Below are 19,418 nucleotides of genomic sequence, written 5' to 3'. Positions count from 1 at the left end.
ATAAGCAAACGCCCTACAAGCGAAGAGACACTTATGAACCAGCAGCAGCTCCTCGAACAATACGGCCCGCGAGAGTCCATGGAGTATGACGTCGTTGTCGTTGGCGGCGGCCCCGCCGGCCTGGCGACAGCGATTCGCATCAAGCAACTGGCTGCCGAGACGGGCAAGGATGTGTCCGTCGTCGTGCTGGAAAAGGGTTCCGAGCCGGGTGCACACATTCTTTCGGGCGCGGTGATGGACCCACGTGCCATCAACGAACTTCTCCCTAACTGGAAGGCCGACGGCGCCCCGCTCAACCAGGCGGTCACCGGCGACGACGTGCTCTTCCTGAGCGAGACCGACGCCAAGCGTACGCCCGACTGGCTCGTGCCGCGTAACTTCCACAACCACGGCTGCTACGTGGTTTCGCTGTCGAACGTGGTCAAGTGGATGGCCGCGCAGGCCGAAGCGCTGGGCGTGGAAATCTTCCCCGGTTTTGCTGCCGCAGAAGTGCTTTACGACGACAAAGGTGCGGTGCGCGGCGTGGCCACCGGCAACATGGGCATCGGCAAAGACGGCGAGCCAACAGAGAACTTCCAGCTCGGCATGGAGTTGCTCGGCAAATACACCATCTTCGCGGAAGGCGCGCGTGGCCATCTCGGCCGCCAGCTGCTGGAAAAATTCAAGCTCAACGCCGGCAAGGACCCGCAGACCTTCGCCATCGGCATCAAGGAACTCTGGGAAATCGACCCGGCAAAGGCCAAACCTGGCCTCGTTGTGCACACTGCCGGCTGGCCGATGGAAGACGACACCTTCGGCGGCGGCTTCCTGTATCACCTGGAAGACAACAAGGTCACGCTCGGCTTCGTGATCGGGCTGGACTACAAGAACCCGTGGATGAGCCCATTCGAAGAAATGCAGCGCTGGAAGGCCCACCCGGCCATCCGCGCGCACATCGAGGGCGGCAAGCGCATCGGCTACGGAGCCCGCGCCATCAACAACGGCACGCCGCAAGCGCTGCCGAAAACCGTGTTCCCCGGTGGCGCGCTGGTCGGTTGCGACGCCGGTTACCTGAACGCGGCACGCATCAAGGGCAGCCACGCGGCCATCAAGAGCGGCATGATGTGCGGTGAAGCCGTGTTCGAAGCCGTGACGGCCGGCCGTTCTGCTGACGAGCTGTCTGCCTACCCCGCAGCCTTCGAACAGAGCTGGCTGAAGGAAGAACTGGATCAGTCGCGCAACTTCAAGCTGTGGTTCAAGAAGAGCCCGACGCTGGGCAAGATCATGACCGGCATCGAACAGTGGCTGCTGCCCAAGATTGGCGTCAGCAATCCGCCTTGGACGCTGCACGGCACGAAGTCGGACAATCAGTCGCTCAAGCCGGCATCGGAATGCCCGAAGATCGAGTATCCGAAGCCGGACGGCAAGATCACGTTCGATCGCCTGTCGTCGGTGTTCATCTCGAACACGAACCACGAAGAGAACCAACCGGCTCACCTGACGCTGAAAGACCCAACCGTTCCGACGCGCATCAACCTGACGCAGTTTGCCGGCCCCGAGCAGCGCTATTGCCCGGCAGGCGTGTATGAGTTCGTCAAGAACGATGAGGGCACCGAGCGCCTGCAGATCAACGCGCAGAACTGCGTGCACTGCAAGACCTGTGACATCAAAGACCCGACGCAGAACATCGTGTGGGTCACGCCGGAAGGCGGCGGCGGTCCGAACTACGTCGGCATGTAAGTATCGGGCGACCGCCCAACAAGAAGACGGCTTGAAGCCGTCTTTTTGTTGCCTGAGCGAATCGATTCAGGAAGCTTTTGCCGCGATGGCTGGGGTCTGCACCGACACATCTCCGCATTGCGCGCGATGGCGCAGCGCGTGGTCGATCAGCACGAGTGCCAACAGCGCCTCGGCGATTGGCGTAGCACGAATGCCGACGCACGGGTCATGGCGGCCGAACGTCTCGACCACAGCCGGATCACCCGCCTTGTCGATCGAACGGCGCGGCGTGCGAATGCTCGAGGTCGGCTTGATCGCCAGCGACACGGAGATGTCCTGCCCTGTCGAAATCCCACCCAGGATCCCGCCGGCGTTGTTGCCGACGAAGCCTTCCGGCGTCAGCTCATCGCCATGCTCGGAGCCGCGCTGGCTGACTGCGTGGAAACCAGCGCCAATCTCAACGCCCTTCACCGCGTTCAGGCCCATCATCGCATGTGCAATATCGGCATCCAGGCGATCGAACAGCGGTTCACCCCAGCCGACCGGCACGCCCGTGGCCACCACCTCAATGCGCGCGCCGACGGAATCGCCGTCCTTGCGCAGTGCATCCATGTAGGTTTCAAGCTCGGGAACGATCTCGGCATTGGGCGCGAAGAACGGGTTGTTCGGCACCTCGTTCCAGTCCATGAACGGGATGTGAATATCGCCCAGCTGCGACATGAAGCCGTGGATTTCGATGCCGAACTTTTCACGCAGCCACTTCTTGGCGACGGCCCCTGCCGCCACCGTCGGCGCCGTCAATCGTGCGGAAGAACGGCCGCCACCGCGCGGGTCCCGGACGCCGTATTTGTGCCAGTACGTGTAATCGGCATGGCCGGGACGGAAGGTCTCGGCGATGTTGCTGTAGTCCTTGCTGCGCTGATCGGTATTGCGGATCAGCAGGCAAATCGGGGTGCCCGTGGTCTTGCCTTCGTACACCCCGGAGAGAATCTCAACAAGGTCTTCTTCCTTGCGCTGCGTCACATGGCGCGAGGTGCCTGGCTTGCGACGGTCCAGATCGGGCTGGATGTCTTCTGCCGACAGCGTCATGCCCGGCGGGCAGCCGTCGATGACAGCGCCAATGGCCGGGCCATGCGACTCGCCGAAGGTGGTGACGGAAAACAGCAGGCCCAAGGTATTGCCAGACATGATCGTGCTCAGGAAGGCGCCGCGACTACCGCGGCGCGAAACATCGGGAAAACGGTATTGTAAGGCCGATCCACCGGCCGCCAGGTCAGCTGCCGATACCCAGCAGCTCGACCTCAAAGTTCAGCGTCGAATTGGGCGGAATCGTGCCGGGTACGCCGCGCTCGCCGTAAGCGGTGGCTGCCGGGCACGTCAGCTTGGCTTTGCCGCCCACCTGGATCTTCTGCACGCCTTCGGTCCAGCACGGAATCACGCGATTCAGCGGGAACGAGATCGGCTGGCCGCGCTTGTAAGAGCTGTCGAACTCGGTACCGTTGGTGAGCGTGCCGCGGTAGTGCACCTTGACCGTGTCGCTGGCCTTGGGCGACGGGCCGGTGCCCTTGGTCAGCGTCTGGACGATCACACCGGAGGGCAGCGTCTCGGATGCCGGCGATGCGGCTTGCGCGGTAACGGCAGCCAGGGCAAGCAACGAAGCGCACAGCAGCGGGGAAACGTGTTTCATGGCAGGTAACGGGAGAGTTGGAGGTCAGAAAAAGCATCACGGCCGATTGCAGGCCAACCGGCAGTGTATCGAAGTCCGGACGCAGGCTAGGCGCTAGAGCAGCTCCCCGCGCAGCGCCAGTACGGCGGCCTGCATCGCCTCGGGCGACACGGCATGCGCCGGCACAGGCGTGCCGATACACAGCTCCAGCCTGTTGAGGAAACCGCGACGGAACGGGCGCGACATCGCCGCCCCGCCCTTGCGCGAGAAAAAGCTACCCCAGAGCCCGCGCAGCGCCATCGGCACCACCGGCACAGGTGTGCGCTCGATGATGCGGCGCATGCCTTCCTTGAACGGGTTCATCTCGCCCGTGGCGGTGATCTTGCCTTCGGGGAAGATGCAGACGACCTCGCCTTCCGCCAGTGCAGCCGCAATGGTGTCGTAGGCGCGCGTGAGCATCTCCGGGTCTTCGTGCATCGGCGCAATCGGAATCGCCTTGACCGTTCGGAAGAACCACGACAGCACTGGCACCTTGAAGATGCGGTGGTCCATCACAAAGCGAACGGGCCGACGCACGAACGCGCCCACCACCACGGCATCGACGAAGCTCACGTGGTTGCAGACCAGCAGGCATGGGCCTTCATCGGGAATCTGCTCGGAACCGTCCACCTTCACGCGGTAGACGGTATGGATCAGCAGCCACATCACAAAGCGGATCAGGAATTCCGGCACCAGCGTGTAGATGTAGATCGCCACCACGGCGTTGAGGATGCCGGTCACTAGGAACAACTTGGGGATCGTGAACCCGGCACGCGTGAGCACCATCGCCAGCACGGCTGAGGCGATCATGAACAGCGCGTTGAGGATGTTGTTGGCGGCAATGATGCGCGCGCGGTGCGTCGGTTCGCAGCGGCTCTGGATCAACGCATACAACGGCACGCTGTAGAAGCCGCCGAACATCGCCAGCAGGAACAGATCGGCCAGCACGCGCCAATGGCGGTGGTTCTGCAGGAAGCCGGAAATGCCCGTCAGCACGTCGTGCGCGACCAATGCCTCGGCATGCGAAGCAAAGTACAGATCCACAGCAAACACCGTCATGCCGATCGAGCCAAACGGCACCAAGCCGATTTCCACCCTGCGACCCGAGAGTTTTTCGCACAGCACCGACCCCAACCCGATGCCGACTGAAAACACGGCCAGCAGCAGCGTCACAACGTTCTGATCGCCGCCAAGCACGTTGCGCGCGAAGGCGAAAAACGACGTCAGGAACGTCGCGCCCACGAACCACAGCCACGAAATGCCCATCAGGCTCAGGAACACCGCGCGCTGGTTGCTCGCAAGCTTCAGGTTGCGCCAAGTCTCGGAGATGGGGTTCCAGTTGATGCGCAAGTCCGGCTGCGACGCCGGTGACACCGGCACACCACGCGCCGTCAACCAGCCGGCCACGGCAATGACAATACAGGCGATACCCGTGAACATCGGGCCGATCAGCTCGCCGTTGCGCGTGTAGTTGGCCAGCTCTCCGCCGCCGATGGTACCGATGAGGATGGCGACGAAGGTGCCCATTTCCACCAGCCCGTTGCCGCCCACTAGTTCCGTCGATTGCAGATGCTGGGGCAGATATGCGTACTTGACCGGCCCGAACAGCGTCGAGTGCACGCCCATCAGGAACGTGCACAGGTACAGCAGCTCAACGTGGCGCAGCGCAAAACCCGCACAACCGATCGCCATGATGGCGATTTCCAACGTCTTGACCAGCCGGATGAGCCGCGCCTTGTCCATGCGATCGGCAATCTGCCCGCTGGTGGCCGACAGCAGCACAAACGGCGCAATGAAGATTGCAGAAATCAGGAACGCCGCCGACGCCGGGTCCGCATTGCCGAACAGCGCAGCGTGGTACGTGACCAACGAGGAAAACGCCACCTTGAAAACGTTGTCGTTCATGGCGCCCAGAAACTGGGTCCAGAAGAACGGTGCAAAGCGACGCTGCTTCAGCAGGGAAAACTGGCTCGATTGGCTCATCGGCTGGAGGCTATTGGTTCAACAAAAAACCCGCTCGCAACAGCGGGCGGGTTTTAGGAATGCGATAAAGAGATCGCGCAGATCAGTCTTCGTTGGCCTTTTCTTCGGGCCAGTCGCGAATGTACGCCTTGAGCATCTTGTTTTCGAAACTTTGGTCTTCCAGCACGGCCTTGGCCACGTCGTAGAAGGAAATCACGCCCATCAATGTGCGGCTGTCGAGCACCGGCAGGTAGCGCACATGGTGCTCCAGCATGATGCGACGCACTTCGTTGACCTCGGTTTCGGGCGTGCAGGTGACGGGATGGTCGTCCATCACCTTGCGGATGGTCGTGCCCTCGCCCACGGAACCGTGGTTCTTGGCAACAACCTTGATGATTTCCCGGAAGGTCAGCATGCCGACCAGCTCGCCGTACTCCATGACCACGAGCGAGCCGATGTCTTTTTCCGCCATCGTCTGCACGGCCACTTGGAGCTTGGTTTCAGGTGCCACGGTGTAGAGCGTGTTGCCCTTCACGTGGAGGATGTCGCTGACTTTCATGTTGCGTCTCCCAGAGTTCGGGGTGCCGGTCTGCCGGGGGAGCGACCGCGCGCGGGTTGTCGTTATGGTTGTGCTTCGATCCTAGCCCAAACCGGAGCGCTTCGACAAGCATGCAGCGCAGAAAAAACCTGTCAAAAACCGCGCCCGCTCGGCGTTTGCCCGGAATGCGCTGCAACAGGCAGCAGTGCTAGCATGCCCCGTCCAAACCCGCTCCCGCTCCCTTTCGGGGTGCTTGAATCCATGTCCAAAGCCCGCTTCGACACGCTGGCCCTGCATGCCGGTGCCGCGCCCGACCCGGCCACCGGCGCGCGCGCCACGCCCATTCACCTGAGCACGTCCTTTGTATTCCGCGACAGCGAACATGCGGCGTCATTGTTCAATATGGAACGCGCGGGGCACGTCTATTCGCGCATCTCCAACCCGACTGTTGCCGTGTTCGAGGAGCGCATGGCCGCGCTGGAAAACGGCGTAGGCGCCATCGCCACGGCTTCCGGCCAGGCGGCGCTGCATCTGGCCATCGTCACGCTGATGGGTGCCGGCTCGCATATCGTCGCGTCTTCGGCGCTGTATGGCGGCTCGCACAATCTGCTGCATTACACGCTGCGCCGCTTTGGCATCGAGACGACCTTCGTCAAGCCGGGCGACATCGATGGCTGGCGCGCTGCCATCCGCCCGAACACGCGGCTGCTGTTTGGCGAGACGCTCGGCAACCCAGGACTGGATGTGCTGGACATCCCGACCATTGCGTCGATTGCGCATGATGCGGGCGTGCCGCTGCTGGTCGATTCGACCTTCACCACGCCGTGGCTGCTGCAGCCGTTCGCACATGGTGCAGACCTCGTCTACCACTCGGCTACCAAGTTCCTGGGTGGGCATGGCACGACCATTGGCGGCGTGCTGGTCGACGGCGGCACGTTCGACTACGTAGCCGCCGGCAAGCATCCCGAGCTGACCGAGCCCTACGCGGGTTTCCACGACATGGTGTTTGCCGAGGAAAGCACCGTCGCGCCCTTCCTGCTGCGCGCGCGCCGCGAGGGCCTGCGTGACTTCGGTGCCTGCATGAACCCGATGGCCGCGTGGCAACTGCTGCAAGGCATCGAGACACTGCCACTGCGCATGGCGCGGCATGTAGACAACGCCCGCCGGGTCGTCGCCTTCCTGGCGAGCCACCCGATGGTGGCGTCGGTCGCTTACCCTGAGCTGGAATCGCACCCCGATCACGCGCTGGCCAAGCGCCTGCTGCCGCGCGGCAGCGGTGCGGTGTTCAGCTTCGATCTGCGCGGCGACCGGCGTGCCGGCCAGCAGTTCATCGAGTCGCTCGGCCTGTTCTCGCACCTCGCCAACGTGGGCGATGCACGCTCGCTGGTCATCCATCCCGCATCGACAACGCATTTCCGCATGGATGCCGACGCGCTGTCCGCAGCCGGTATCAGCGAGGGCACGATCCGCCTTTCCATCGGCCTGGAAGACGCCGACGACCTGATCGACGATCTCAAGCGCGGCCTGAAAGCTGCAGAGCGCGCGATGTCCGCCGCGCCGGGCAAAGCCGCTGCCAACGCAACGGGAGCCCGCTGATGGAATGGACCGTACAAGGCGAGCGCGCCTACGCCTACACCGGCGGCAAGCCGTTCAACGCCGAATTGCCGTGCGTCGTGTTCGTGCATGGCGCGCAGAACGATCATTCGGTCTGGGGACTGCAGACGCGCTGGTTTGCGCACCACGGCTTCAGCGTACTGGCGGTCGATCTGCCCGGACACGGCCGCAGCGCCGGCGCCCCGTTGCAGACGGTGGAAGCCATGGCCGATTGGGTGATGGCGCTGGTGCAGGCGGCTGGCGTCATGCAACCGGTCATCGTCGTCGGCCACAGCATGGGCTCGTTGATTGCACTGGAGTGCGCGTCACGGTACGCAAGTCGCGTGCGCCGCATCGCCCTGGTGGCGACGGCTTGGCCGATGAAGGTGTCGGATGCGCTGCTCGATGCGGCGCTCAACAACACGGCCAACGCCATTGACATGGTGAATACGTGGTCGCATTCCAGCCTCGCGAACAAGCCCTCGTCCCCTGGGCCGGGCTTCTGGATGCATGGCGGCAGCCAGCGGCTGATGGAGCGGATTGCGCGCGGTACCGAGGCGCCCGTCTTTCACACGGACTTTGCCGCCTGCAACGCCTATGCACGCGGCGCCGAAGCCATGGCGGCCGTGCAGTGTCCGTCACTCGTCATCGTCGGGGAGAAAGACCAGATGACCCCAGCGAAAGCCGGGCGTCAGGTTGCGGCAGGATTGGCCGGCAGCCGCGTGGTCGGCCTGCCAGGCGGGCACGCGATCATGGGAGAATGCCCCGACGGCACACTCGACACGCTGATCGCCTTTGCGCGTGAACGAGACCCGGTCGCCGCATAAGTCGCAGTCGCCTCCTGGAGACGCATCATGGCCACCACCGACACCCAGAGCTTCGGCAGCTTCGCGGAGTTCTATCCGTACTACCTGAGCGAGCATCAAGACCGCACCTGCCGCCGCCTTCACTTTGCCGGTTCGACGGTGGCGCTGGTATGCCTGATCCTGCTTGTTTTCACGGGCAACCTGTGGTGGTTGCTGGGTGCGGCCGTGAGCGGTTACGCGTTTGCGTGGGTCGGGCACTTCGGGTTCGAGAAAAACCGGCCCGCCACGTTTCGCCATCCGTTTTACAGCCTGATGGGCGACTGGGTGATGTATCGCGACATCTGGACGGGCAAGATCCCGTTCTGAAACGTCAGGCGCTGGCGTTGGCAGCGGCGGGCATTGAAGAAGACGGCGTTGGTGCCGTAGCCGCCTGCGCGGCCGCCGCCACGCCGCGTTCGCCAGTCGTGAAAATGCTCTCCAACGTGGCATCGAGCGCAGGATTCTGCAGTTGGCTGACCAGCGCGTGCGTGTCCCCCAGATGGCGTGCCAGTGAGGTGCGCGGCAAGCGCGGCAGACTCAGCACCAGCCTTTCATAGAGCGGTCGCAGCGTGGTCGTGTGCGCATCGCAAAGCAGCGCCCAATGGGTCTCACCGCGATCCTGCTGCAGCTTGCCGATCAAATGCAGTGCCTTCAGCTTGGTCAGCAGGTCAGCTAGGTAATCGGCTTCCAATTGCAGGCGCCGGCCAATATCACGCTCGGCCACCGTACGTGGTGCCTGTTCGCGGGCGCGATACAACAGCAGCAGAACACCCAGCGCATCGAAGAACTCGCTGCCCGGAAACGTGCGCCGTTGCCAGTAGCCCTGGCGGATGATTGGCAGTGTCGACGCGATGGTCGCACCGAGCAACGTCACCAGCCAGCTCACATAGATCCACGTTAGAAAGATCGGTAGCGTGGCAAACGCGCCGTAGACGGCTGTGTACGTCGGGATATGCGCAACGTAAGCGCCAAAGACACGCTTGGCAATTTCAAACGCCGCCGCGGCAATCAGCCCGGCAATGAAGGCGTCGCGCCGCTCCACATTGGTGTTAGGCACGAACACGTAGAGCATCGCAAACGCAATCGCCGAAAGCAGGATCGGGATCAGGCCCACGATCACACCCAGGCCGAACGGCAGCTTGTGCACATAACCCGCCGAGATCGACACGAGGTACGAACTGACCGACAGACTTGCGCCAATCAGCACCGGCGCGAATGTCATCAGCGCCCAGAACACCAGAACGCGCTGCGCGAGCGGCCGCCGATGGCGCACGCGCCAGATGGCGTTCAACGCATTCTCGATGGTGAGCATGGTCATCACCGACGTCACGACCAAGCCGATCAGGCCCGCTGCTGTCAGCCCTTTGGCGTTGCTTGAAAACTGGTTGAGATACGTCAGGATCGGCCGGCTGATGCTGCCCGGCACGAGATTGCTGAACATGTAGCCCTCGATGTCCGCCCGGAAGCTCTTGAACATCGGAAATGCCGTGAACAGCGCAAAGGCCACCGTCAGAATGGGAACCAGCGACAGCACCGTCGTGAATGTCAGGCTGCTGGCCACTTGCGGCAGGTGGTCTTCACCGGCGCGGCGCAAGGCGTAACGCGCCAGCGCACGCAGCTTGGCGGCATTCCATTGACGAAGCGCACGGGTGGCAAAAAGCATGAAAAATGAGGCTGGAGGCGGGGTTGGGGGGCGCAACTATAATACCGCGACGCTCTCAACGCTTTGTTATGAAAGATATCCTGGTCTTGTACTACAGCCGTCACGGCAGCACGCGCGCATTGGCCGAGGCCATTGCGCAAGGCATTGAAAGCGTCGACGGCGCCCAGGCGCGTGTGCGCACGGTGCCCGCCGTCTCCACCGTCTGCGAAGCCACGCAGCCCGACGTGCCCGACAGCGGGCCGCCCTACGTGGAAGTACGCGACCTCGAGGAATGCGTGGGCCTGGCACTGGGCTCGCCCACGCGCTTTGGCAACATGGCCGCCCCGCTCAAGTACTTCCTGGATGGCACCACACCGCAATGGCTGGCGGGCGCGCTGGCCGGCAAACCGGCATGTGTGTTCACCTCCACGGGCAGCATGCATGGCGGGCAGGAAACCACCCTGCTCTCGATGATGCTGCCGCTGCTGCACCATGGCATGGTCGTGCTCGGTCTGCCGTATCAGCACAGCGAACTGCTTTCCACCGATGCGGGCGGCACGCCATACGGACCATCACACGTCGCACACCGCGGTGATACCGCACCGCTTACCACCCACGAACGCACGCTCGCCACGGCCATGGGCCGGAGGCTGGCGCAGACTGCTCTGAAGCTCGCCGCATGACTCTCGCCGACAACGCCGTCACCGAATCCCGGGCACTGGCTGCGCTGAGTGCAGGCAGCCTCATCGCAATGATCGTCCTGTGCGCCGCGTGGGAGTTGTGGCTCGCGCCCGTGCGCCCGGGCGGCTCGTGGCTAGCGCTGAAGGCGCTGCTGCTGGCGTGGCCGCTGCCAGGCGTGCTGCGCAAGAACCGCTACACGATGCAATGGGCGTCGATGTTCATCCTGCTGTTCTTTACCGAAGGCATTGTGCGGGCGACATCGGACATTGGACTTTCGCGCTCGCTGGCGTGGGGCGAGGTGGCGCTCAGCGTGGTGTTCTTCACCGCAACCGTCTTCTACCTGCGCCCGTTCAAGCGTGCGGCAAAAGCCCGCGCCGGCCACAGCACCTGATACGCCATGACTCACGATGCCTTCCTGCAAGCCTGCGTTGATGCCATCGGCGCAACGCACGTCCTGACCGCGCCGGAAGACCAGGCGCCCTACCTCACCGATTGGCGAAAGCGTTTCTCCGGGCGCGCGCGCGCAGTGCTGCGCCCGGCCAGCCCCGACGAGGCGGCTGCACTCGTGCGCCTGTGCGGCGAGCACGGCGTGCCCATCGTCCCGCAAGGCGGCAACACTGGCCTGTGCGGCGGGGCCACGCCCGACATGGAAGGCAGCGCGGTGGTGATCTCATTGCAGCGCATGCAGCGCGTGCGCGCCGTCGACCCGATCAACAACACCATCACCGTGGATGCCGGCTGCATCCTGGCCAACGTGCAGCAAGCTGCCGCAGATGCAGACCGCCTCTTCCCGCTCAGCTTGGCGGCCGAAGGCAGTTGCACGATCGGCGGCAATCTTGCGACCAACGCGGGCGGCACCGCCGTCCTGCGCTACGGCAACGCGCGCGAGCTGTGCCTGGGCGTCGAAGCGGTCCTACCCAACGGCGAACTGTGGAATGGCCTGCGCGGCCTGCGCAAAGACAACACAGGCTATGACCTGCGCGACCTGCTGATCGGCGCGGAAGGCACGCTGGGCATCATCACAGGGGCGATGCTGAAGCTGTTTCCGCAACCACGCGCCAAGGTGACGGCGCTGGCGGCGCTGCAATCGCCGCGCCAGGCGCTGGAGTTTCTATCGCTGGCGCAAGGCCATGCAGGGACGCTGTTGACGGGCTTCGAGCTGATGTCGGCGTTTTGCCTTGAGCTGGTGCGCAAGCATTACCCGCAGCTGCGCGTGCCGTTTACGCAGGTATATCCGCAATACGTGCTGCTGGAATTGTCCGATCTGGAAAGCGAAGCGCACACGCGCACGCTGTTCGAATCGCTCATGGAAGACGCGCTCGCGCGCGGCGTGATCGACGATGCGGCAGTAGCAGAATCGGTGGCCCAGTCGCGCGACTTCTGGAGCCTGCGCGAACATATTCCGCTGGCGCAGGCCGATGAAGGCAAGAACATCAAGCACGATATTGGCGTGCCCATTTCGCGCATTGCAGACTTCATTGACGTGACCGACCGCGCGCTGGCCGCAGCCTATCCCAGCATCCGCATGGTGACGTTCGGCCACCTGGGCGACGGCAACCTGCACTACAACGTATCGCCGCCGGAAGGCCATGCGCACGACGCGTTCCTGGCCAATCAGGACGGCATCAACCGCATCGTGCACGACAGTGTGCATGCGCACGGCGGCTCAATCTCGGCCGAACACGGCATCGGCCAGCTCAAGCGCGAAGACAACGCGCGCTACAAGAGCCCCGTTGAACTGGCGGCCATGCGCGCGATCAAGCAGGCGCTGGACCCGCGCGGCCTGATGAATCCGGGGAAAGTGCTGTAAGGCGATCCGGCGTTGCTTCAGCCGAACAGCTTCAGCGTGTAGTTCGCCACCGCGAAGAGAACCGTCGCGGCCAGCAGCCACAACAGCATGCGCGGTACGCCGCTGGGCGGCAGACGATGATCATTCACGTTGGAACGATCGCCGATGCGCCCGCTCTGGGCGCTACGGATGTAAGTGCTACGTGACGACCCTGCCGGGCGTCGTGCATGACGTGTGCTCATTGTGATTTCCTCCCTGCCCCATGGCTAGCGCCTCGCCCCGGCTCCCTGCAGCCATGGCGAAACACAGCAGCCCCATGGATCGCTCCACGGCTGCCCAAACAAGACTCCCTCTTTTCCCGTCTGGTCCGAACCGAAAAGGCTTCGTCACGCCCGTTTGGCGTGCGTAGGCACGGTGTTCCGCGTCATTGCGCGGAATTTCGAATGAAACGTTATTGTTGTGTGGCACTACCCGACGCCACGGAATGTATCAAAAATCCCCCCAATTGGGGGGTACGTATTTTAGGTATCACCTTTTGGATGATGCGCAGGAACGACGCTTGCGGGCTCGATCAGGGCAAACCCGGAACTCGACCCATGTATGGAGGCAGCCCATGCCCGCTTTGCCCGATCTGACCAAGCGCGCCCACATCACGCCGCCGCAACCGCCCGAACAGCCCCCACACCCGCCGCCGGAAATGCCGCCGCCCGATGAACCAGCCCATGACCCAGTGCACGACCCCGAACCCCAAACGCCCCCAATCGAACTGCCACCCGGGGACCTACCGCCGGAAATCCCGCCCCAGCACTAGCGCTGCGCAACATCCCATCTGTTAGAATCGCGGCCTCCCAGGCACCCGGAGGCCGCGCGTTTTTGGTATGCCTGGGCAGCCTGCACATCTGCATATCTGCCCATAGCTCAGTTGGATAGAGCATCGGCCTTCTAAGCCGACGGTCGGGGGTTCGAATCCCTCTGGGCAGGCCAACACCCGTACCCATTCACGGGTTAGCACTCGCAAACAATCCCGCATAGAAACCCATGCATGTAACCGCCCTGTAAGCGGATTCAATCAACTTCGCCCCTGCAGCGTGCAGCAACTATTCGAAGGCGGGTTGTGGCGTGCCCTGACCCGATTGAAGCCTGCGAGGCGATGCCTGCGGTGGGCGCTCGTCAACAGTGGCAACGTATCTTGACGAATCCGGGGCCCAATCAAAGCGAAGCCCAGCATCACGGCACTGAAGCTGGCGAGCTAGCTCTGGCGTGACTATCAGGGATTGCGACAGCAACAGCCTTTGTCGCTTGTCGCCAAGCAGGTGCGCAAACACGTCCACTCGATAGCACCCCTCCGCAAACAACGTCGCCCCGATGTCTGGCGACGGCAGGAAATGATGGTTCGCCTCGACGCCCGTTTCCCCGACGAATAGCCCACTACCTCTCACCAACTTTTCTCGCTCGCCGTACACCCAGACATTGAAGTTGTGCTGCGTTGCATTGCGGAAGTTGTACTGTGTTTCGTCCCGAGTGACTGTCACATACAAGCTTTCGACGATGCGCCCCCGCTTCGACGTTGCAAACAACAAAGTTCGCAGAAACACCTTTGGCGTAAATAGTTGGGCACGATGATCCGATGCCGTGATCCCGCGTCGTTGGGGTGGCGCAGACAACAATGCTTGCAGGCGCCTTCGCGTTGCCGCAGAAGCTTGCGGGAACCGGACCGCCATCGTGTCGGAACTGATCTCCTTGTGACGAACACGGTGGATCTCGCGGTTGAGCGCATCCAGGTCGAGCAGCAGGTCACGCAACGACTTTGTCATCTAAAGTTCAGGTGCATATTCCGCGCCCCAACACTGTTAGTCGCCGGCAGTGGTTGGGGCCACTCTGTCAGGAACAGAGGCACGTTGGCGATCAAGCACGATTTCCACACGCCGATTCAACGCCCTGCCCTCCGCAGTCTTGTTGTCGCCAACCTGCTCCTTTGCACCTCGGCCCATGGCTGACAAGCGAGTCTCCGCCACGCCATGCGCCTGCAAATTGCGCCCCACTGCCATAGCGCGGGCAGCCGACAGGGCCAGATTGGTTTCCGTGCGGCCGAGCGCACCGGGCGAATCGTCGGTATGCCCCACGATCGTCACCTTGCCATCGGTGGTGGTGAGTACGCCCGCGAGGCGTTCAAGCTGGCGCGCTAGCATCGGCGTAATGTCGGCGCTGCCAGCAGCAAAACTCATGTCGCTGCTGAAGACGATGTAAATGCGGTCGCCTTCGGTGCTCAAGCCAAACTGGCTGGCCCCGGTTTCCGAGGTCAATGCACGAGCGATGCGGTCTTCTAGGGGTTCCTGCCGCTTGGCGACCTGTGCCTCCAGCGCACTGACTTGGCTTGCCAGCGCCTGGTTGTCGAGATGCTGGCGATAGGTCACCCAGGCAAGGCCAAGAACAAGCGCCGTCACCACCACTGCTATCACGATCAGGCGCCATGGGCGCCGTAGTGGCAACTCTTGAGACGACGGTGCCTCTGGCACAGGTATGCCGACGGTGATCAACACATCCGATGGTTCCACTGCACCATTGCTAGGATTGTTAACGGCAACATGAATGCGCTGGTGCTCTGTCGCCGAATTGGCAATGGTCACGTGTCGACGCTGGGGAGTCGTCGCGGCTAACGGGATGACCTCCACGGGGCTCAATTGGTGCACAAGCTGGATTTTGGGAAGTGGCATGCCCCGCTCGTCCCGCAAGCCACGCCCCATGAGTTGCGCAATCACCTCCAGTGCATTTTCGCTGACGTTGGGTGTCTCCTGCAGCTTGGTGATCCAGGTGCGGCAGCGTTGACCAAAATCCTTCTCACCATAGAGCTGCATCAGCAAGCCGTGCTGAAGCCAGACACCGCGCAAGCCATCCGCGCGCCCACGCACGCGGCTACCCGCCTGATCCAACGCCGCACAGAAACAGTAGTGCACCGCCTCTACAGAATCCGCCTTGAGTGCGGCGGCCTGGGCTGCTTGTTTGAAGGCAGCCAGCCGCGTGCGCACTTCAGATTTGAGAGCATCCAGCCGGGCTGCTGACTCCAGCTCGGGCGACAGTTCGTCCAGCAGCCAGAACAAAGGCTGGGCAAGCCGGAGCAAGTGGTTCTTGGATTGCGTTTGACTAGCCATCAGCCAGACCTCCCGGGACACTGGAAGCCTTGCAGCAGTCCCGTCGTCCATGGATTCGCCAAGCTGCCTGTATTGATGTCGAGCTTGGCCTTGCGTCCATCAAAGTCATACTCGGCCACGAAATGGCTGTTCGACACGGAACTGGCAAGTTTGCCCTTGGCAATCACGCGCATCATGGCCCACGGGCCATTCGCGGTAAGCGTGGAAGTCTCTGGCCGCACGCGCGGATTGGCTGTGACCTCCGCACCCTGCCCGCCTCGCGGCCCCGGCCATGTCACCTTGAGCGGACTCACCGGCCCGTGAACGTAGCGCTGGCTCTGGCCGTCGAAGTCCATGTTCAATTCAACTATTTCCGGGTCAAGCTCGACCACCTTTAGGTCTACCCTCCACGTCATCTTCTTTGCACCTGGGTCGCGGAAGAACACCTCACGAATTTCCTTGGCGCGCTGGAATGGAATAAGGCTTGGCCCTGCCACCGGCGGCACATCGGGGGCACTCAGCTTGTAGCGCCACGGCGAGACGGTTGTATCGACGTGGGGTGCCAGTACCTTCTGGAAGAAATCGTCCAGTACACCGCCGGTCGCAAACAGGCGCGCAAAGTCCTCCGTATCCACGTCCTGGGTAGCATTCGGCGTGAAGGGGTACTTGCCGTCGATAGCGCCACGGCAGCTCTCGCCAATCACGGCATTCATCTGGGCGACAAGGATGTCGCCAATCCCCTTATTGACGTCGCGCGTGCCCTGCACCACCAGGTCTGCCAACACCTCCTTGAGCGGGGCGGGCAGTTTGGCGGCTTCCATCTTCAACTGAGCGCCCGCCTCGGCGGGTGGCGGCAGATTACGGGTCTCCAGCGCATTGCTGGCAACCACCAACGATGTGTAGTAGGCGTTGACCATTCCCGCAATCGCGTCCAGTCGCGGTTTGCCGTTCGCGACTTGCGCGTTGGGGACCGCAACGTCGGCTTGGCCGGTCACGACTTCGCGCAGGGCTGCGAAGCGGTTATCAACCAGCTCGCGCTCCTGTCGTGCTTCGGCGCGAGCTGCGAAGCCGCTGATCTTGTCGGACTTTCCGTCCAAGGCAGCCAGCGCCTTGTCGGCGAGCGATTTGTCTGTTGGTTCGGTCGGCTGGCTCAGTGTCGTCTCGCGAACCACCACGCGCCCCAGACGCGCCAATGCCGAATCGGGCGCAGCGAAGTTGCGCAGCACTTCCAGGTCAAAGGCGAGGTTGTTGCCGGTCAAGGCCCGGATGTCGGACAGAAATTCCGTCCAGCGCTGCGCGTATTCGGTCAGATACAAGCGGCGGATTTCCCGAGTCACCGGGTCGTCGCCAGCCAGCTTGCCTGCTGCGCTCTCAAGCGTTTTTTTTTGAGCGCTGGCTCCTGCGCGGCCCATCACCCACGCATCGATTGCCTGCGCCTTGTTGACGAACTCGGGCAAACGGGCGTTGAACAGGTTGTGGTAACCCGCATAGGTGAACAGTCCCGGAATACCTCGCTCCAGCGGCTCGCCGCTAGCACGGGAGAACACCGTACCCGCTTGCGGACCGATGGCACGCACCAGCGTGAAATCCGCCGGTGCCTCTTCCATCATGGCGGCCTTAGCTCGGTCGTACAAACGTTCGGTCGAGGTATTACCATCCAGGAAGTCCCGCGCTGAACGGATTAAATCCTCATTCTTGGCATACGGCGAGCGGATCGGGCGCGTGCCATCGAGCAAGCTGTTGAGGTGCTCGACTACGGCAATCCGGCCACCAAAGGCTTCCGCACCGCCGCCGGTCGCCCAGTCGCTTTGTACCCAACCACGCACGTCGGAGGCATTGAAAATGTCTTCGTCGTACAGCATCAGGTAGGCGCGCAGCGTATCGTAGGTGAGCTTGGTGTCCTTGTCGGCGATGGCAGCAGACAACACGGTTTCCACTCGGCGCACCAGGTACGGTACGAGCAGGTTGTCTTCCAGCTTGACGTGCGTGCCCATGGCGGCGGCCAGCACCTGTTGCGGAACATACAGGCCGTAACGCCAGTGAAGCGGCGGAGCTGCCAGGTCCAAGCCAGGAAACGCTGGCAAATCGTGCGCCTCGGCCAGCAACGCCGGCGTGCCCTCGGGCTCGGGCTTCTTGTAGAAGCTTGTCACCTTGGCAGTCAGTGCCTTGGCATTTTCCTGCACCACATCGAGATAGTGCGTGTTGTGCCCAAAGCTCAGATAAAAGCCAGCCACCAGCCACAGGAAGATCACCAGCACGATGGCATGGGCCAGCAGGCGCATCAGTCGGAAACGGAACTCCCAACGCAAGTTCGGGCGAACCAGGTGTGCCTCGGGGAAAACGCCGCGCTTGAAGAGGTCCTGCAGGAAGTAGCTGTCGGTGCTTGAGCTGGCTTGAAACGCCTGCGCCTCGTCGAGCGTCGCGGCATCCAGCACCTGCAGCGTCACCGTGTCGTCAGCAGCGTTCACCGATGCGCCAGTCTGCGCCGCGCTGGTGAAATACACACCACGCAGCATGGCGTTGTGCTGTGTGCTGTCATAGCGGCTTTGCGCAAAGATCTGGTCGATCAGATCAGCCAGCGGGTTCGTCAGCGCATCGAATTCTTCGACCAAGCCCACCAGTGCCTTCTTGCGACCGGCGTCGAACTCTTCGTTGAAACGATCCGACTCCCCTGCGATCAGGCGCGCCTCCAGGGCGGCCATCTCGGTACGGCACAGATCTGCGATGGCGGACGCCGATTCGCCACGCTTGAGCTTGCGGTCTGCCGGAAGTCCAAAGCCCCACGACTGCGCGCGCCCCTCACTGCCCAGATATTGAAAATACTGAGCGAAGCCAGGCAGCAAGTCGAGCTTGGTTACCACGACATAGATCGGGAACTGGATGCCCAAGTCCTGCCGCAATTCGATCAAGCGGTTACGGATTTTAAGCGCTTCATTCTCACGCTCTTGTGTGGACTGGTGAACTAGGTCAGCCACGCTGACGGCAACTAAGGCACCGTTGATGGGTGCGCGGCCACGATATTTGCGCAGCAGACCGAGGAATCGGCCCCACTCCGCGTGGACGGCCTCCGGTTTGCGGTCTTGGCTGGTGTAGTTGCCAACGGGGTCGATCAGCACCGCTTCGTTGGCGAAGCGCCACGCCGGTGCCTTGCGGTCTTCATCCGCGCGCGAGGGTGAACTTCCGCCGCCCGCCAGGGGGAAGCGCAGGCCGGCATTGCTCAGCATGCTGGTTTTGCCGGTCTCGGCGAAACCCAAGGTGAGATACCACGGCAGCTCGTACAGGTAGCGCTTGCCCTCGAACAACCGGGCGACGCCACTACTGGTGCGCAGTGCCTTCAACTGACGCATGGCGGCATCGACACTGCTGGTGACAGCCTTGACGTCAGATTCGGGGGCCAGCTCCTGCTCACCCTCGGTCTTAGCATCCAACCATTTCCGGACCACACCGCCCGAGCGAATGTTGCGCCAGAGCAGGCTGAACAGATAGACGACCGACACGAGGACGATGACGGCGATCAACAAAAGGCGAGGTGTTCTGTCTTGCAGCGGGTGATGTCCGTTCAGGGCGAGCAGCGGGCCAGCATGCCAGATCAACAAACACAACGCGGTCGCCGCCACAAAGAACACGGGCAGCCCAAACACCAGAAAGAAGTACAGCGCCAGCAGCAAGACGATCACAGCGACACGCACACCGACGCTCGCCAGCGGCAAGATGCCATCGAAGCTCAGCAACGGACCAATCCACCACACGGCCGCCGCGATCAGCAGGACTACCAGCAGAAGCAACATCTGCCAGCTAAAGAGCGCGTTGCGCAGTCGTTTCAACAATTCCATACCT

The 19,418-nt window shown here is 62.6% G+C and carries 16 protein-coding genes and 1 tRNA gene; 8 read left to right on the top strand and 9 right to left on the bottom strand.

Going from position 1 to position 19,418, the window contains the following annotated elements; translation table 11 throughout:
• Window positions 1-33: 33 nt before the first annotated feature.
• A complete protein-coding gene (locus BG83_RS0103920) occupies window positions 34-1,719 on the top strand; it encodes an electron transfer flavoprotein-ubiquinone oxidoreductase (protein WP_024975496.1) in 1,686 nt (561 codons plus the stop codon).
• A gap of 66 nt (window positions 1,720-1,785) precedes the next feature.
• On the opposite strand, the gene aroC is transcribed toward BG83_RS0103920, so the two are convergent.
• The 4 genes from aroC to BG83_RS0103900 form a co-directional block, all read right to left on the bottom strand.
• Window positions 1,786-2,886: a chorismate synthase gene (aroC, locus tag BG83_RS0103915; protein ID WP_024975495.1), complete on the bottom strand. Its 1,101-nt coding sequence runs from the start codon at window positions 2,884-2,886 to the stop codon at window positions 1,786-1,788.
• Between the two features lie 85 nt (window positions 2,887-2,971).
• Window positions 2,972-3,385: an FKBP-type peptidyl-prolyl cis-trans isomerase gene (locus BG83_RS0103910; RefSeq protein WP_024975494.1), complete on the bottom strand. Its 414-nt coding sequence runs from the start codon at window positions 3,383-3,385 to the stop codon at window positions 2,972-2,974.
• A gap of 93 nt (window positions 3,386-3,478) precedes the next feature.
• The gene (locus BG83_RS0103905) at window positions 3,479-5,386 is read right to left on the bottom strand and encodes an MFS transporter (protein ID WP_024975493.1); all 1,908 of its coding nucleotides are present in this window, start codon (window positions 5,384-5,386) and stop codon (window positions 3,479-3,481) included.
• Window positions 5,387-5,468: 82 nt separating this feature from the next.
• Complete coding sequence (locus BG83_RS0103900) at window positions 5,469-5,924, bottom strand: CBS domain-containing protein (protein ID WP_004634176.1); 456 nt, start codon at window positions 5,922-5,924, stop codon at window positions 5,469-5,471.
• A 240-nt stretch (window positions 5,925-6,164) separates the two neighbouring features.
• On the opposite strand from BG83_RS0103900, the gene BG83_RS0103895 reads away from it, so the two are divergent.
• The 3 genes from BG83_RS0103895 to BG83_RS0103885 are packed head-to-tail and all read left to right on the top strand — an operon-like array spanning window position 6,165 to window position 8,668.
• Entirely contained in the window at window positions 6,165-7,499 is a 1,335-nt protein-coding gene (locus tag BG83_RS0103895) for an O-acetylhomoserine aminocarboxypropyltransferase (RefSeq protein WP_024975492.1), read from the top strand.
• Window positions 7,499-8,323: an alpha/beta fold hydrolase gene (locus BG83_RS0103890; RefSeq protein WP_024975491.1), complete on the top strand. Its 825-nt coding sequence runs from the start codon at window positions 7,499-7,501 to the stop codon at window positions 8,321-8,323. The genes BG83_RS0103895 and BG83_RS0103890 overlap by 1 nt, the downstream gene beginning before the upstream one ends.
• Before the next feature lie 27 nt (window positions 8,324-8,350).
• Window positions 8,351-8,668: an Mpo1-like protein gene (locus tag BG83_RS0103885; RefSeq protein WP_024975490.1), complete on the top strand. Its 318-nt coding sequence runs from the start codon at window positions 8,351-8,353 to the stop codon at window positions 8,666-8,668.
• Window positions 8,669-8,672: 4 nt separating this feature from the next.
• Here the strand turns inward: BG83_RS0103885 and BG83_RS0103880 are convergent, their stop codons facing one another.
• A complete protein-coding gene (locus BG83_RS0103880) occupies window positions 8,673-10,004 on the bottom strand; it encodes a YihY family inner membrane protein (protein ID WP_024975489.1) in 1,332 nt (443 codons plus the stop codon).
• Window positions 10,005-10,072: 68 nt separating this feature from the next.
• Here BG83_RS0103880 and wrbA point away from each other — a divergent pair, with 68 nt between their 5' ends.
• Genes wrbA through BG83_RS0103865 form a run of 3 tightly spaced genes read left to right on the top strand, consistent with a single transcriptional unit; the run spans window position 10,073 to window position 12,474 of the window.
• A complete protein-coding gene (gene wrbA, locus BG83_RS0103875) occupies window positions 10,073-10,666 on the top strand; it encodes an NAD(P)H:quinone oxidoreductase (RefSeq protein WP_024975488.1) in 594 nt (197 codons plus the stop codon).
• The gene (locus BG83_RS0103870) at window positions 10,663-11,055 is read left to right on the top strand and encodes a DUF2069 domain-containing protein (protein WP_024975487.1); all 393 of its coding nucleotides are present in this window, start codon (window positions 10,663-10,665) and stop codon (window positions 11,053-11,055) included. Before wrbA ends, BG83_RS0103870 begins: the two co-directional genes overlap by 4 nt.
• A gap of 6 nt (window positions 11,056-11,061) precedes the next feature.
• A complete protein-coding gene (locus BG83_RS0103865; protein WP_024975486.1) occupies window positions 11,062-12,474 on the top strand; it encodes an FAD-binding oxidoreductase in 1,413 nt (470 codons plus the stop codon).
• A gap of 17 nt (window positions 12,475-12,491) precedes the next feature.
• Here BG83_RS0103865 and BG83_RS0103860 read toward each other — a convergent pair whose 3' ends face one another.
• Window positions 12,492-12,695 carry a hypothetical protein gene (locus BG83_RS0103860; RefSeq protein ID WP_024975485.1) on the bottom strand — a complete coding sequence of 68 codons (204 nt, stop codon included), beginning with the start codon at window positions 12,693-12,695 and terminating at the stop codon, window positions 12,492-12,494.
• 665 nt (window positions 12,696-13,360) lie between these two features.
• On the opposite strand from BG83_RS0103860, the gene BG83_RS0103850 reads away from it, so the two are divergent.
• Window positions 13,361-13,437 (top strand) — tRNA-Arg (locus BG83_RS0103850).
• Between the two features lie 113 nt (window positions 13,438-13,550).
• On the opposite strand, the gene BG83_RS28285 is transcribed toward BG83_RS0103850, so the two are convergent.
• From BG83_RS28285 to tssM, 3 genes are read right to left on the bottom strand one after another with little or no spacing between them, the layout of a single operon-like run.
• Complete coding sequence (locus BG83_RS28285) at window positions 13,551-14,267, bottom strand: hypothetical protein (protein WP_024975483.1); 717 nt, start codon at window positions 14,265-14,267, stop codon at window positions 13,551-13,553.
• Between the two features lie 36 nt (window positions 14,268-14,303).
• Complete coding sequence (locus BG83_RS29800; RefSeq protein ID WP_152543664.1) at window positions 14,304-15,653, bottom strand: DotU family type IV/VI secretion system protein; 1,350 nt, start codon at window positions 15,651-15,653, stop codon at window positions 14,304-14,306.
• On the bottom strand, window positions 15,602-19,414 hold the full coding sequence (gene tssM / locus BG83_RS0103835) for a type VI secretion system membrane subunit TssM (protein WP_024975481.1): 3,813 nt from the start codon (window positions 19,412-19,414) through the stop codon (window positions 15,602-15,604). The genes BG83_RS29800 and tssM overlap by 52 nt, the downstream gene beginning before the upstream one ends.
• Between the last annotated feature and the right edge of the window lie 4 nt (window positions 19,415-19,418).

Origin of the sequence: Ralstonia pickettii (assembly GCF_000607165.1) — a bacterium.
In the GTDB taxonomy this organism is placed as follows: domain Bacteria; phylum Pseudomonadota; class Gammaproteobacteria; order Burkholderiales; family Burkholderiaceae; genus Ralstonia; species Ralstonia holmesii.
Note: the sequence above shows the minus strand (reverse complement) of the source record. Positions and strands in the feature narration are given on the sequence as shown.

Excerpts from the sequence above, each read along its gene's own strand:
- BG83_RS0103865 (WP_024975486.1), top strand. The coding sequence starts at position 11,062 with ATGACTCACGATGCCTTCCTGCAAGCCTGCGTTGATGCCATCGGCGCA.
- BG83_RS0103885 (WP_024975490.1), top strand. The coding sequence starts at position 8,351 with ATGGCCACCACCGACACCCAGAGCTTCGGCAGCTTCGCGGAGTTCTAT.
- tssM (WP_024975481.1), bottom strand. The coding sequence starts at position 19,414 with ATGGAATTGTTGAAACGACTGCGCAACGCGCTCTTTAGCTGGCAGATG.
- BG83_RS28285 (WP_024975483.1), bottom strand. The coding sequence starts at position 14,267 with ATGACAAAGTCGTTGCGTGACCTGCTGCTCGACCTGGATGCGCTCAAC.
- BG83_RS0103870 (WP_024975487.1), top strand. The coding sequence starts at position 10,663 with ATGACTCTCGCCGACAACGCCGTCACCGAATCCCGGGCACTGGCTGCG.
- BG83_RS29800 (WP_152543664.1), bottom strand. The coding sequence starts at position 15,653 with ATGGACGACGGGACTGCTGCAAGGCTTCCAGTGTCCCGGGAGGTCTGG.
- BG83_RS0103905 (WP_024975493.1), bottom strand. The coding sequence starts at position 5,386 with ATGAGCCAATCGAGCCAGTTTTCCCTGCTGAAGCAGCGTCGCTTTGCA.
- BG83_RS0103880 (WP_024975489.1), bottom strand. The coding sequence starts at position 10,004 with ATGCTTTTTGCCACCCGTGCGCTTCGTCAATGGAATGCCGCCAAGCTG.
- aroC (WP_024975495.1), bottom strand. The coding sequence starts at position 2,886 with ATGTCTGGCAATACCTTGGGCCTGCTGTTTTCCGTCACCACCTTCGGC.
- BG83_RS0103860 (WP_024975485.1), bottom strand. The coding sequence starts at position 12,695 with ATGAGCACACGTCATGCACGACGCCCGGCAGGGTCGTCACGTAGCACT.
- BG83_RS0103910 (WP_024975494.1), bottom strand. The coding sequence starts at position 3,385 with ATGAAACACGTTTCCCCGCTGCTGTGCGCTTCGTTGCTTGCCCTGGCT.
- BG83_RS0103920 (WP_024975496.1), top strand. The coding sequence starts at position 34 with ATGAACCAGCAGCAGCTCCTCGAACAATACGGCCCGCGAGAGTCCATG.
- BG83_RS0103895 (WP_024975492.1), top strand. The coding sequence starts at position 6,165 with ATGTCCAAAGCCCGCTTCGACACGCTGGCCCTGCATGCCGGTGCCGCG.
- wrbA (WP_024975488.1), top strand. The coding sequence starts at position 10,073 with ATGAAAGATATCCTGGTCTTGTACTACAGCCGTCACGGCAGCACGCGC.
- BG83_RS0103890 (WP_024975491.1), top strand. The coding sequence starts at position 7,499 with ATGGAATGGACCGTACAAGGCGAGCGCGCCTACGCCTACACCGGCGGC.
- BG83_RS0103900 (WP_004634176.1), bottom strand. The coding sequence starts at position 5,924 with ATGAAAGTCAGCGACATCCTCCACGTGAAGGGCAACACGCTCTACACC.